Source organism: Pseudoalteromonas xiamenensis, from assembly GCF_030994125.1.
Classification (GTDB): domain Bacteria; phylum Pseudomonadota; class Gammaproteobacteria; order Enterobacterales; family Alteromonadaceae; genus Pseudoalteromonas; species Pseudoalteromonas xiamenensis_B.
This window is the reverse complement of sequence record NZ_CP099917.1, coordinates 2,374,022-2,387,500: the sequence shown is the minus strand read 5'-3', so window position 1 is coordinate 2,387,500 and position 13,479 is coordinate 2,374,022. Positions and strand designations below refer to the sequence as shown.

At 42.9% G+C, this 13,479-nt stretch carries 16 protein-coding genes; 3 read left to right on the top strand and 13 right to left on the bottom strand.

Features of this window, described 5'->3' with window-relative positions:
• Nucleotides 1-199 precede the first annotated feature (199 nt).
• Entirely contained in the window at nt 200-661 is a 462-nt protein-coding gene (locus NI389_RS11095) for an RNA recognition motif domain-containing protein (RefSeq protein ID WP_308359982.1), read from the top strand.
• Nucleotides 662-782: 121 nt separating this feature from the next.
• Here NI389_RS11095 and NI389_RS11090 read toward each other — a convergent pair whose 3' ends face one another.
• Complete coding sequence (locus NI389_RS11090) at nt 783-1,892, bottom strand: DUF5610 domain-containing protein (RefSeq protein ID WP_308359980.1); 1,110 nt, start codon at nt 1,890-1,892, stop codon at nt 783-785.
• A gap of 175 nt (nt 1,893-2,067) precedes the next feature.
• On the opposite strand from NI389_RS11090, the gene trmA reads away from it, so the two are divergent.
• Nucleotides 2,068-3,165 carry a tRNA (uridine(54)-C5)-methyltransferase TrmA gene (gene trmA, locus NI389_RS11085; protein ID WP_308359979.1) on the top strand — a complete coding sequence of 366 codons (1,098 nt, stop codon included), beginning with the start codon at nt 2,068-2,070 and terminating at the stop codon, nt 3,163-3,165.
• A 36-nt stretch (nt 3,166-3,201) separates the two neighbouring features.
• Here the strand turns inward: trmA and NI389_RS11080 are convergent, their stop codons facing one another.
• The 4 genes from NI389_RS11080 to ccoG all read right to left on the bottom strand — a co-directional run bounded on the left by NI389_RS11080 (nt 3,202) and on the right by ccoG (nt 6,966).
• On the bottom strand, nt 3,202-3,834 hold the full coding sequence (locus tag NI389_RS11080) for a thiol:disulfide interchange protein DsbA/DsbL (protein WP_308359978.1): 633 nt from the start codon (nt 3,832-3,834) through the stop codon (nt 3,202-3,204).
• Between the two features lie 10 nt (nt 3,835-3,844).
• A complete protein-coding gene (locus NI389_RS11075) occupies nt 3,845-4,468 on the bottom strand; it encodes a thiol:disulfide interchange protein DsbA/DsbL (protein ID WP_308359977.1) in 624 nt (207 codons plus the stop codon).
• 19 nt (nt 4,469-4,487) lie between these two features.
• A complete protein-coding gene (locus NI389_RS11070) occupies nt 4,488-5,462 on the bottom strand; it encodes a serine/threonine protein kinase (protein WP_308359976.1) in 975 nt (324 codons plus the stop codon).
• Nucleotides 5,463-5,538: 76 nt separating this feature from the next.
• The gene (gene ccoG / locus NI389_RS11065) at nt 5,539-6,966 is read right to left on the bottom strand and encodes a cytochrome c oxidase accessory protein CcoG (RefSeq protein ID WP_308359975.1); all 1,428 of its coding nucleotides are present in this window, start codon (nt 6,964-6,966) and stop codon (nt 5,539-5,541) included.
• 343 nt (nt 6,967-7,309) lie between these two features.
• Between ccoG and NI389_RS11060 the strand changes: the two genes are divergently transcribed.
• Nucleotides 7,310-7,666: a hypothetical protein gene (locus NI389_RS11060; protein WP_308359972.1), complete on the top strand. Its 357-nt coding sequence runs from the start codon at nt 7,310-7,312 to the stop codon at nt 7,664-7,666.
• Between the two features lie 224 nt (nt 7,667-7,890).
• Here the strand turns inward: NI389_RS11060 and NI389_RS11055 are convergent, their stop codons facing one another.
• Genes NI389_RS11055 through NI389_RS11020 form a run of 8 tightly spaced genes read right to left on the bottom strand, consistent with a single transcriptional unit; the run spans nt 7,891 to nt 13,473 of the window.
• A complete protein-coding gene (locus NI389_RS11055) occupies nt 7,891-8,463 on the bottom strand; it encodes a UPF0149 family protein (protein ID WP_308359970.1) in 573 nt (190 codons plus the stop codon).
• A gap of 2 nt (nt 8,464-8,465) precedes the next feature.
• Complete coding sequence (locus NI389_RS11050; RefSeq protein ID WP_308359968.1) at nt 8,466-9,224, bottom strand: type II secretion system protein N; 759 nt, start codon at nt 9,222-9,224, stop codon at nt 8,466-8,468.
• Nucleotides 9,221-9,700 carry a type II secretion system protein M gene (locus tag NI389_RS11045; protein WP_308359966.1) on the bottom strand — a complete coding sequence of 160 codons (480 nt, stop codon included), beginning with the start codon at nt 9,698-9,700 and terminating at the stop codon, nt 9,221-9,223. Before NI389_RS11045 ends, NI389_RS11050 begins: the two co-directional genes overlap by 4 nt.
• On the bottom strand, nt 9,700-10,902 hold the full coding sequence (gspL, locus tag NI389_RS11040) for a type II secretion system protein GspL (RefSeq protein ID WP_308359964.1): 1,203 nt from the start codon (nt 10,900-10,902) through the stop codon (nt 9,700-9,702). The genes NI389_RS11045 and gspL overlap by 1 nt, the downstream gene beginning before the upstream one ends.
• The gene (gspK, locus tag NI389_RS11035) at nt 10,899-11,879 is read right to left on the bottom strand and encodes a type II secretion system minor pseudopilin GspK (RefSeq protein WP_308362546.1); all 981 of its coding nucleotides are present in this window, start codon (nt 11,877-11,879) and stop codon (nt 10,899-10,901) included. Before gspK ends, gspL begins: the two co-directional genes overlap by 4 nt.
• A complete protein-coding gene (gene gspJ / locus NI389_RS11030) occupies nt 11,872-12,519 on the bottom strand; it encodes a type II secretion system minor pseudopilin GspJ (protein ID WP_308359962.1) in 648 nt (215 codons plus the stop codon). Before gspJ ends, gspK begins: the two co-directional genes overlap by 8 nt.
• Nucleotides 12,516-12,893, bottom strand: coding sequence for a type II secretion system minor pseudopilin GspI (gene gspI / locus NI389_RS11025; RefSeq protein ID WP_308359960.1), 378 nt, complete (start codon nt 12,891-12,893; stop codon nt 12,516-12,518). The genes gspJ and gspI overlap by 4 nt, the downstream gene beginning before the upstream one ends.
• Nucleotides 12,886-13,473 (bottom strand): type II secretion system protein, encoded by a 588-nt coding sequence (locus tag NI389_RS11020; protein WP_308359958.1) that lies wholly within the window; start codon nt 13,471-13,473, stop codon nt 12,886-12,888. The genes gspI and NI389_RS11020 overlap by 8 nt, the downstream gene beginning before the upstream one ends.
• Nucleotides 13,474-13,479 lie beyond the last annotated feature (6 nt).

Genomic DNA, 13,479 nt, shown 5'->3' with positions numbered 1-13,479 from the left:
TTTTGCTCTTTTTGTTCAATCGCTGTTTTTTTACCCAACCTACTGCTTTGAAGCTGAAAATACGAGCAATTAGACTAAAATTTGTTACTGTAGGATGACGATCTATGCTTTTTATTATTGCGAAGATTATATAAGTCGCTAAGATAGCAATTTCGTTTGTTAAATTAATGTTTATCCATTGTTTACTCGGTACAACAATATGAAATTCCCAGATCAAAGATCATTTATTATTAGTGCGTTACTTGGATTAATTGCATTTTTCATCGCACACACCATGTCAGCAGCGCTGCAAACTCAATTTGCACTTGTTGTCGCTATCAGTACTTTATTAGGAGGTATCATTACATCCTACTTCTCTGCGACCTCATTTGAGAACGCGACGGACGAAGCCATCAAAACGAAAACTATTTACGTTGGCAATCTTCCATATCGTGCAAATGAGTCAGTAGTGCGTTCTTTATTTGAAGAACAAGGTACTGTTGTGAACGTTCGTTTGCTTAAAGATAAAAATACAGGCAAACGTCGCGGCTTTGGATTCGTTGAAATGGCAGAAGCTGATGCTGAAAAAGCAATAGCGGCTCTTAATGACAAAGAGTTTCAACAGCGCACATTAAAAGTTCGTGAAGCAAAGCAAAAACCGGAGGACTCAGAAGACGAATAGTCTCGACGCTAAGTCACGGATTCACTCAACTTTACAAGTAAAACAAAAAGGCTTCGTTGCTGGCGCAACGAAGCCTTTTATCTACTAACGAGAAAATCTAAACACGCCCATTGATGCAAAATTACGAATTAGGCTGCTTTTGACTATCCAATGTTTGGAAGTAAGCTTGCGCGTAATCGAGAAACTCTTTCAATCGCGCTTGGCCATGGTTCATCCACTCCATAATATCCGGCAATTGCTTTTCCACACCCAACGCTTTGCCTTGACCATGCACCTCGCGCAGCCCCTCATTTAGGGGTTGAAAAGCCTTTGCAGCTTGAGCGGTCGGATTGGACTGTTGGTACTGGCTAATAGCAGCCGTCTGCTTCGTTTGTTTCATATCTAAAGAAAACTGTGCGATTTGTTCATTGTCCAAACTCAATTTCTTCGCTTGCTCAAACGCCTTATCAAAATCACCTCGGAAAAACGCGTTACTAATATCGCGAATATCCTTCATCATGCCATTAATCGCTTCTTTCTCCGCGTCGTTCACTTCACCATTGACACTGATAGAAAACTCCACTTCATGCTGTTGCTCTGATGCAAAAGCAAATGCTTTGCCTTTTTCACCTTCACTTGCAGCAAAACCTTGCTTAGACGAATACGCATCATTGAACGAAATAACGATTTCGTCACCTTCCGCAGTTGTGAATGAAAATTCAGCCTGATTTTGTAAACTCGCGTATTGTGCCCCTGCAACCAATACACCTTGTGATTGAGGTTCAAAGAGCGATTTTTCAAAATCATCTAACCCTTTGTGAATACCCTCTTGAGATTTTGAGATCCCCGTTTTGATGTCGTCGTCGAGCAAGCCAGAATCGTCAAGAATCTTACTCGCATCATCAACTCCTAGATTGACGCCTTCTCGCGCTTTGCCCAGCATCTCTCGCAGCTCATCATCCGATTTGCCGTTTGCCTTGGCCATGTTTACAGCACCTTTCACGAATTCGAGCACGTTTTTCACAACGCTTTCAAAGTCAAACAGCGGCTTTTTCTCAGCTTTATCTTTCTTAGGAGCAATTCCCAACGCTTCGTTCAGCTTATCTTCTAACACTTTCGCCGAGGTTTTAAATTTATCCCCTTGATAGCTGTCCGAATTGAGAAGCCCTAGTTTCTGTCCTGGCCGATGCGTGAGCGGAAATTTATCCAACCCAGGTGGCATCACCCCATGTTGTTGACCAATTTTCATCATTCTACTCCGTTAAATACCCTGATCAGTTATCGACCTTTAAACTCAAAGCTTGATACATTTGTGCAAAAAAAACACAATTATTTTTCTTATCCCCTCGTTCTATGCTAGACAAATGTCGAATGCTCCCTAAAATAGCGCGACTCAAAAAGGTAAAAGACAAGAGGAATGCAGCATCATGGCCGCTATACATATTGATACTTCAGTTTACGAAACACAACTTGCAGAAAAAGCTGAACGAATCTCAAACCAATTCGCGCGCTTTGGAGCACCTCAACTTGAAGTGTACAATTCTCCTGTCAGCCATTATCGTCAACGAGCTGAGTTTCGCGTTTGGCACGATGGAGAAGACCTGTTTCACATCATGTTTGACCAACAAACAAAAGAAAAAATTCGAGTTGACCAATTTGATGCCGCTGCGCCGCTCATTAATGAAATGATGCAAGTCATGGTTGAGCAGTTAAAAACACAAGATATTTTGCGCCGTAAACTTTTCCAAATCGACTACCTATCCACACTAAGCGGCGAGATACTGGTGAGTTTGCTTTATCACAAGCCACTTGATGACGCGTGGCTTGCTGCGATGCAACAATTACGTGAAACGCTTCGACAAAAATACAAGATCGATTTTATCGGTCGCGCTCGTAAGCAAAAAGTCGTTTTTGGCAACGATTACGTTACCGAACAACTCAACGTAAACGGTAAGTCATACGTATATCAGCAAGTCGAAAATAGCTTCACGCAGCCCAATGCCAAAGTAAATGAAAAGATGTTGGCTTGGGCACAGTCAATCAGTGAACCGCTCAACAACGACCTGCTTGAACTATACTGTGGCAATGGTAACTTCTCGATTGCTTTGGCGGGTCACTACAATAAAGTGCTCGCAACTGAAATCTCAAAGTCGTCAGTACATTCAGCGCAAGTCAACATTGCAGCAAATCAGGTTACAAATCTCGATATTATTCGCATGTCGAGCGAAGAATTTACGCAAGCGATGAAAGGTGAAAAACAGTTCTCGCGATTAAATGGCATTGATTTAAAATCGTATAATTGCCAAACCATCCTCGTGGACCCACCCCGTGCAGGTATGGATGAATTGACGTGTCGCTTGGTCAGCGAATACGACAATATTATTTATATTTCTTGTAATCCTGACACGCTTGAACGAGATTTGGAACTTCTCTCGCAAACGCATGCTCTTTCAAGAATCGCCATTTTCGATCAATTCCCCTATACCCATCACGTCGAATCTGGCGTGTTCTTACAACGAAAATAGACAATAAAAAAGCCCCGTTTTCGGGGCTTTTTTGACTTATTTCATTTTTGCTAGGTAATTTATCAACGCAGCAATTTGTTCTGGCTCTGTCGTTTTAGACTCACGCAAACGCAGTTTGTACTTTCCATTGACGATGAACGTGGGTACACCCGTTAACGCTTTCTTCTCAGAATAGTAGTTCTGGTCGCTTTCCATTTTTTTCGCTTTCGTGCGCACCGTAAAACTATTAAATACTTTGTCGAATGTGTCGCCATCAACGCCTTGCGCAACAAAAATGTCTTTCACATCTGCCAACTCATTTACTTTCGCGTGTTTGCCATGAAAATGATTGAAAATAGCAGCGATAATTTTATCTTTTTCAGGTAATGCCTCTGCCGCAGCCAATGCTTGAGCGAGCATAACTTGGATTTTAGGATCACGCACGCCCACAAAGTTTACGTGGCTCTTCTTAAACTCTACGTCTTTGTCTAGGTGTGGTTTGATATCAGCAATAAGTTTCTCGAACGTATTACAGTGAGGACAGTAGAACGAGAAAAACTCAACGACTTCTGGCTTTCTTGAAGCACGGTCACTGACAACCTCATAGTGGTCGCCTTCAACAAAAGGCGCAGCTTGCGCAAACAGTGGTAGCATGAGCCCTAATAGAGCGACTTTAACTAACTTAAGCATCGATCATTCCTTATTTTTTTAATAAATAGGCGACAAGTTCGTGAAGTTCTTCTTGGCTTTTTAGCGCTGAAGTATTGAGTTTGTATTTGTCGTTCACGATAAACGTCGGCACGCCAGTCAGCGCGTTAATTTTTGAATACTTCTCTTGTGCTTCAACCATCGCTTTTTCCGCAGCCAAAACAGGCATGCTCACAAGTGCCGCATCGTATTCTGGTTCAGAAATACCATTCGCCACCATCAGTGCCTTTAAGTCTTTCATATCGGTAAAACGAATATGTTGGGTGTGAATAGCATTAAACAATTGCTGAGCCACTTCGTGCTCTTTCCCATGTTGCTTGGCAATAATGTACGCATAGCTCAAATTCGATTGAACCTCGCTTGGCAATCCACCTAAGAAATTAACGTGGCTCTTTTCAAATACGGCCCCTTCAGGAAGCGACTTTTCAAGAGCAATCGCGACAGGTTCAAATCGGAAACAATGCGGGCAATAAAACGAAAAGAACTCCGTCACTTTTGCGGTCTTGCTTTTTTCAACCGACAGCGTGTTGTAATGCTTACCATCTTCAAAATCGGTTGCAAAGGCCATCATGGGCAAACACAGCGCGAATAACGCCACTTTTAATTTTTTTATCATGTCTTTCTCTCAATATTTTTTAAGGCCACAAAGTCAATGCAGGTGACTCCATCGCAAGGATTTGTTCTTCTAAAGCTTTGAGTTGTTGTTCCCAATATTGCGGCGTTGCAAACCATGAAAATGCCGACTTAAATGCAGGGTCATCAAACCGTTTTGACAACCATGCCATGTAGTTAACCATACGCATTGTCCGAAGCGATTCAATCATCTCTAATTCTGACCGTGGAAAATCACGAAACATTTCATAACCACACAGTAACGTATCAAGCTGAACCATCTGTGACTGACGGTCACCACTTAGCATCATCCAGAGATCTTGCACCGCAGGCCCCATGCATGCGTCATCGAGATCCACTAAGCACAGTCCCTCTGTCATGGACAGAATATTGCCAGCATGACAGTCTCCATGCAATCGGATCTGGTTATTTGGTCTATATAGAGCGACCACTTTCGCTTTTAGTTCCTCAACTAACTCAATTAATCGCGATTTATATGTACTAGGAATAAGCGGACTTTGCTCTAATTCACGCAGAGCTTCAACTAAATGCGTTTGTGGCCCTAAAGTTGTACGTGATGCAAACTGCTGTTTTTCACCTACTTGATGCACCCGCCCAAGTAACTGACCTAAATATTCAAGATTATCTAAATTATCGGCTTCAAACGACCGACCACCGACACTTGGGTAAACCGTAAACGAATAACCATCGTGCTCAAACAAGCTGTCGCCATCTCGCGTTATAGGGGCAACTACGGGAATTTCCGCGTCTTGAAGTTCAAACGCAAATGCATGTTCTTCCAATATTTGCGCTTGAGTCCAACGATGAGGGCGATAAAACTTGGTTACATAACGCAACCCGTCATCGGCTTTGAACTGGTAAACCCGGTTCTCATAGCTGTTCAACGCCAATAACCCCGTTTCAGGATAAATCCCGAGTGACTCAACCGCGTCGAGAATATGTTCAGGTGTGAGGTTTGAAAAGCTAAATTGGCTCATGGTTTCTTTCAACTCATATCGTTCTAGTAAAAGAAAAGCGGGTTATCCCCGCTTTTCGTTTTGTTTTCCAAGCGACTTATTTTGCTCGGAAGAAATTTGTCTTTTGTGACAAGGATTGTTCTGGATTGTCTTTCAACCTGACGACAAATTCAAATTCTGTCACTGGCTTTTTCAACAAATACGGATCTATGACTATAGAAATAGGCAAATCGTGTGAAGTCCCTGCTTCAACCGATACTTCCGTTTTACCCAATAATTGAAACTCTGGTAATCCTTGGACTTGAACCGTAAACTCCTGTTCGATTTGCGCTTTGTTGATCACTTTTAAGGTGTAGGTATTTTCAATCAAGCCCTCAAAGTTCTCGCGATACAATTGGTTTCTATCTCGAATGATATCAAGTTCCATCGGCTTACGCGTTGCAATGTTCACAACCAAAGCGGATGAAAGTACAACAAGTAGAATGACATAACCGATGAGCTTTGGTCTAACCGCTTTGGTCTTCTCCGAATGAGACTCTAAGTTACGCTCCGTGGTGTAAGAAATAAGTCCACGCGGGTAATTCATTTTGTCCATTACACCGTCACACGCATCAATACACGCACCACAGTTGATACATTCGTATTGCAGACCATTACGAATGTCGATGCCAGTAGGACAAACCTGAACACACAAATTACAATCGATACAATCCCCTAATCCCAATTCCTTCGGATCTTGTTTACGGCCACGAGGCCCACGATTTTCACCGCGAGAGGCATCGTAGCTCACCGTAAAGGTATCTTTATCGAACATTGCGGATTGGAAGCGTGAATACGGACACATGTGTAAACACATGATTTCTCTCATCCAACCTGCATTACCGTAAGTACAGAAGGTAAACACTAAAGTACTTATCGCCGCTGACGCTGATGCCGAAAAAGTAAAAAAGTCAGGCACAAACTCGCGAATTGGAGTGAAATAACCAACAAACGTTATTGAGGTATATAAAGAAAAAGCTATCCAACTTGCGTGCTTTGCAGATTTGCGTAAAAACTTGTCCATATCCATTGGTCGCTCATCAAGCTTTTTACGTTGATTTGCAGAACCTTCGAGTTTTTCTTCAAACCAAATAAAAATAAACGTCCATACAGTTTGGGGGCAGGTATAACCACACCAAACACGACCATAGAATGCCGTCACCACGAACAATGCAAACGCCGCAATCATGAAAATAAAAGCAAGAATGGTAAGATCTTGTGGCAATAATGTCAGGCCAAAAATATTAAATTTTTGCGCCATAATATCGAATAAAACAGCTTGTTTTCCTTGATAGTTAATCCAAGGCATCAACATAAATGCGAGCATCCCGACAAATCCGATACGACGACGAAGCAGTTGATGAAGACCCGATACGGCTCTGACGTATATCCGATTGCGAGGATTAAATCGATCTGGCTGCAGATCGGCCGGTTTTTGGATTTTCACCTCGGTAGAGATGTTTTTCACTTTGATTTGATTATCCATCGAAGCTCCTTAACGCATCGCTCGGATCAAAAAAGGTGACTTGCTACAGTGACCATTCATTTACTACGGGTATTATAAGCAAGGCATTCAGGTATTTAACAGCGACAACGCTAAATTTGCATAAAAACCTCTGCCTTTCATCCCCTCCCTACATCCTGATTACCGTGTTACTCAGACACCTGTTCAAAAGGTAGTCGCGTAATTAACTTAAGCACAACACTGGCAACGGCTTATTGTATTGAAGACTCGTTCCCAAAAACCTGATTGAACACTTGCTTTTAAAAACACCATTTTATTACACTGTGCTTCAAGACATGTCGTCTAGATCAAAGATTAGGAAATTATGAAAAAGTTTTTGTTCTTCGTGGTTGTGGTATTAATCTTTTTCACCGTAGACCATCCGCTCATTAAAGAACAACGCGACAAATTATTGGGCGAAGGAATGACCGCGCTTGGTGAAACCAGTCAGCTACAACATAGTTTAGCCGCAAAAGTCGCTCGCTCTGAAATCGAACGCCAACTTAGTTTGACGGAAACCGAACGCGATTATCTTAACGAAGCGTTATTAACAGACAAGAAATTGGAAGAGTTTCACATTCGTTACTGTGTACGCAACGAACTGAACTTGTACTTCTACGAATCACGTTTAGCGGTTATCTGTGACATCGTACTTTCATCGATTCCAACGGACAAAAAATAACGTGGATTTTTCATCGATTAATAAAGCACACAGCGCTTCATTTCATGATCAGAAAGCGCTGATAAAACGATTGCTCGCTGGTAAGCCATGTCAATGCAAAGTATGCAAGAAACCTCTACAGGCGCATCTTGATGATAAAACCCAAGTTGGGAAAGTGCGTTGCCCTAACGGATGTACCGAAATAGAATTGGAATTAGGAAGCCGTTAGTGCTTCCTAATTACCGTTAATCATCAAAAAGACTTTGCGCTGCTGCCTCAATCAAATTGGCGAATTCGCGAGAAAACTCCTGAAGCAGAGCAAATTGTTCTATCACGAAACTATTAAACTCTAAATCATGTGCCATGCAAAACTGCTCGATTTGAGATTGCGGTAGCGCGAAAAAGCCGAGTTGCTCGATACTCACTTGTAGCGCCTCAAGCATCTCCTGAGTTTGACCTATCGCATTGGATAACATGTCAGCATAAACACCCACACCATCCAAAAAACCTAAGCTCCATTGGTGGATCTTCTTCAAATCGAACGCACTCAATGTGAAGGGTGCATAACCGTGTTCGGAATAAACCGTTTCAGAAACGTGATGATGTAGTGCCATAAAAGCAAAGACACTTTGCTCATCTAATTGACCTGCAGAAAACCCAAATCGAGCTAACCATTGCTCGGGTTCTTGTCCCTCCGGTCCACAAACATCAGCAAATAAGTAACCTTCAACGAAATCGAGGGTGTAAGGACTGTGTATTGCGTCAAGCGCCTTAACGATTAATCGCTGTTCCACATCGCTATAAGTAAATGTATACATGATCAGAGCTTGATTGGGTAATAGCCATCACTGTCTGCACGGCCTAAAAACTTCACAGCATCGTGAACTTCTTTTGGCAACGAAGCATCTGGCTTAATTTTTCCGTTTACGTTGAACTGCAAATTCTGACTGAGTAACGCGTCAGCTTGCAAGCCCAGTTTATTGTCAGGTGACACAGTGATTGCAATGTTACCAGACTTACAGTCCAATCCACCTTCAAGTTCACCGATACTGAACCAATTATTCAACCCTTTTACATCAATGTTTGGTGTGCGAATATCACCAACTAGCGCCTCACAATAAGGCGTGCCCATTGAGAAATGCGAAACATTCAACAGCACTCGACCTTTTGCTTCAACAGGCAACGGTAAAGTCACATGACCCATCGCTTGCTCCACGCTAAAACGCAGCACAGCATCGTCAAGCGTCACATGTTGATTGAATACATTTAGGGCAATATCTCCGTGACCAGAAATTTCGTCTTTGTCTCGCGCATTGCCTACTTTTACGTTCAGTTGCAAACGTCCAGTGAATAGTGCCGCAGGCGTGATGTCCCAGTACACATTTTTTAATGTCATTTGTTGAACACGAATTTCAGTAACATGCCCTTCCCATACACTGCCGGATAACTGCCCAAACTGAATCGTTGGTGGTAACAACGGTGCGCTCAACTGGATGGCGATTGTTGCAGGAAGTTGCCAAAACACAAATAGAACAAAACTCACTAAAAAAATCAGTGTTAGTGTCAACGTATTCTTCAAAGTGACTTCTCCAAAACCAAACGGCTTACTCGAACGTAGCCTGGTTGTGTATCTTGACCTAATTCAACGTTTTCAATGAGTACACCGTGGCGATTAACCATTTCATCTAACCAACTGATCAGCGCATTAAACTCGACCGAATCAATTGTTAAACGCAGTGAATTGTCACTTGGCTGCATTTTTGAAATATTAATGTTAAAACGGCTTCGTGTGCTGTTCACGATTTGGCTCAAGGAACCACCGCTTTGCGCTTGCTTTGGCTGTGCGGCTTTTAACTTCACCACACTTTCTTTCACCCAAGCCACTAATTCAGTTTGTTGTTGGCGGTCTTTCAATGCTTTTTCAATTCCTTGATTTAACGGTTTGAAAATGCCCATGAATAAAACAAAAATGACAAAAACACTACCAGCGATTAAGAGTAGTCGCTGTTCTTGTTCTTTTAAACCATGCCAGTATTTGAGTGCTTTCTCTTTCATTATGCCCCCTTCACTCGCAATTCACCGACGACAAAGTCGCCATCGTTATTCAACGACCCTTGATCGACACTCAAACCTTGCTGCTCGAATAGCGCTTTCACTTGACCAAAAGATTGAAAATCTTTGCCTCGTGCTCGGATACGTAATTCATTTCGACGTTGATCAAAACGAATGGTTTCCACTGAAAACTGTTTCACTTCACTAAGGACTGTCACCGTTTGCTCAGTCAATTTGAGGAAACTTGTCTCTGGTCCACCGTCTAATTGCGCCAGCGCACTTCTCAGCTGTGTTCTGAGCAATTGTGGACGCACGACTTTGCCTGGAAACGCCTCTTGATAGGCTGCAACGGCTTCAGCTTTCAAATCAGTCACTTCATTATTTAAGTGGATCAACTGAACCGTTTTCACACCAATAAACGCAACCAGCGCAACGCTTGCCGCAATCAATCCACTGCGCCAGTCGGCCCACCACTGTGGTTGTTTTTTCTTTTGCGCAAAAGCCCCTTGGTTAAAGGTCAGTTTGTGTAACGTTAAATGCTTTGCACAAACCGCTAAAGGCAAATCATATTCTGCTTCTTGCGCATTCCATTGTATGCCCGCAAACGCGTGCTCAATTGGACTGAAATGATTCACAATACTCACTTTAGCAGCATTGAGATAGGTTTCGAGCCAACTACTTTCCACCGCGGCAACTTGCCAATCCCCTTGTTTTACCAACCATTGTTCTCCAAGACGGATCATCGAAGCTTCGCCATCTTGTGCATTCGGTAACAACAGTGCATCTGGCACCATACGATGGACCTCAATGCCCGCCTGATGAAAACGTGAATACCACGATGAAAGCCAGGTTTTATCGCAACAGGCAATACGGACGGCGTGCTTCTCTTCTACCATCGTTGGCTGTTCAATTGCGATGAACATGCTGTCTACGTCTTGAGCGAGCTGCTCTTCAATGAGATATGGTAACGCTTGTTCAAGTTTGCGACCCCACTTGGTTGGCAGTATCACTGTTTTAAGCGAGACTTGATCACTGGGTAACAAGACGATGACTTCTCTATCCGCTGCTTTTTCTTCTAATACGGATAGCTTCCCTTGCGCGAGCTCACCACTGGCAATAATTTGCGAATCGTGGTTCGACCAAATCATCCAGTGAACCACATCTTGCAGATTATGTCCGATTCGGACCACTAACATCTCTTTCACTGCACGCCTCCAAATTTCCGTGCAAGGACGGTCACATGACTATCTTTCACTTCCAGTGTACTGGTCATGCTAAAGCGTCTTTCATTGAAAAATGCTTGAGCGACCAATTGAAAATGTTCACTATTCACTGTTAATAGTTCATCAACCTTGCCAAAATCTTTGACACCTTGTTGTTTTAATTCTTCGATAAAGTCTGTGACTTTTGCAAAACCTTGTTCCGGTCTTGCTCCAATAATGGCCTCAGCACCAGACTGACTCAAATTAGGGATCACCGCACTTAACAACAGCGCATTTTCTGATGTGATCGTATTCACATTGAGCTTTAACTCTTTACTACCAGGGATCACACACACATAAGGTAATAGTTTTTCCATCACCAACGGGTTGAATCCCTTAATGACGCGTAGTTCAGACACCGACGCCAACAAATTATTTGCGGTCATGTATGGGTTGCGATTAGACATGTATTCATCTTCTTCCGCACCGGAGCGATTGGTAATACTGTCTTCATCAATCCAATCATAAACACTGTCCGCGAGCGTTTCTTCGGACTCTTCGTTACCTAGCTCTTCAATGTTCTGAAGCAAAAACAACAGCGCTCGATGAGCCGGATTAATACCTTGTGTTTGATTTTGTCCATCGTCAGGTTGCGCTAATGCATTCAAATTCAAACAAGCGTGTAAATCCGTTAAACCAACTTTTAAATAGCCGTTATCAACGGGATAAGGCTCTGGCTCTTGTGCCCAAATTTGCCCAAGATTAACCACATCCGCTTTATCTTTTTTAACTTCAATAAGTACTTTTCGCGCAAGTTCTTCCGCAGCGTAAGCGTACCACTTTGATTGTTGGTGCTGCTGGATATTTGTTGTTTTTTGCACTTGCACCATTAAACTCACGGCCATGTCTGCTGCAATGGTGGCGGCCAATGCAACGATGAACAATACAATGACTAAAGCGGCACCACGTTCTTTACCCATTGGATGCCCCTCTATTTTCGCCATTGTCTTCTTTTCGTTCTTCGCCTGTACCAGGCACAGCAAAAATTCGACGTATTTCGGGTTTATCTTTTTGTTTCAGCGTAACGGCCACCGCCAATGGCAATGCTTGCATTTTCCACTCGTCTTGCCACTTTTGCGCTTTATCTAAGAACTCGAATTTGAGTTCTTCTACATCATTAAGTAACACTTGAACTTTTGGTTCAGTCCCATCCAGTTGGTCAACATAGATGCGATAAAGGCGTTCTAGTTTGTCATCCATTACGCGATATCCGACCGCTTGTAATTCTGAACGAGGCAACAAATTAATAGGGTTAATCCACCCGTCACGAATAAACCCGATGCCATCATACTGACTCTCAAACTGATAACGGCCGTGAATAATATAACTCGTTGCCTTATCACCCGACTCATTGCGTACAATTCGCGTACTGAGTTGGCTGAAATCTTGATCCATGAAGCGAAACACGGTTTGTAGCTTCTCGAGTTCGGTCAACGTGTCTTCTGAGGCTTCTTTCGCGTTCATCGTCGATTCGAGTATTTGATGGGTCGCCATAACCACAACCGCGAGAATTGCTAACGCCATCATGACTTCGATGAGCGTAAATCCCTTGGCCTTCATCGTGTTGTCTCTTTATAAATGTAGGTCGTTAAATCGTATTCCATTTGCGACATGGCTTCATCGGAATATACATTTATCGTCACCTTAACAAAATCGGGCGCTTCCGTCGGTGCAACCACTTGCTGCCAATACCATTTGAGCCCTGCGAGTTCCTCATCGCCCTTTTCACCATTTTTTGGTGCTTTACTTTCTGTGCCCGCTTTAAGTAACGCTAATTGATTTTCAGCAACCCAAGAAGCATACGTTTGTGATTCAATACTAGACACATGCACAATATGCTGACCCGTTGCTTGCATTGCTGCAATCCCAGCCAAAGCACAAATGCTAAGCGCGACCATGACTTCCAAAAGGGTAAACCCGCGAACCTTATTCATCTTCTTCTGGTTCCTTTCGCATTTTGGCAGGCGCTACATATTCACCTTCAATAAAATACACGGGTTCTGCATAACCATCTGCAGACAACTGAAATTGGAACGCGCTCATCTCGCCAGATGAAAGTAACAACACTTGTGGGATCTTCCGCTTCTTCAATTCAAGCAAATCATCATCGCTGCCGCTCAATAATTCGCGCCACTTTGCCTGTTCCAACAAGTTGTCTTCTGACCAGCCAAGTCCTTCTAGGTTGAGACTCAATCGATATGCTTCGCCTAGCTCAATTGGTTGGAACAACTCTTCTTCTTCAAAACTAATCCAGTTTTCACCATCAAAAACCAAAAACTCGAGTTTTTGGTTTTCCATCATCATCCCCAATTCGACTTGGTTCAAGACAGCGTATTCCGATGCCATATTAATAGTGGTGTGAAGACGAAGCGCTTGCTTCTCCAGCGCTTCTTCATGGTTGTCATCTAAACCATAGACGACAAGCTGCGTACCAAATGCAATAATGACCAATACCACGAGGATTTCGATTAAACTAAATCCTCGTTGGTGTTTACTTGCTTTGGTAGAAGACATGGAGTT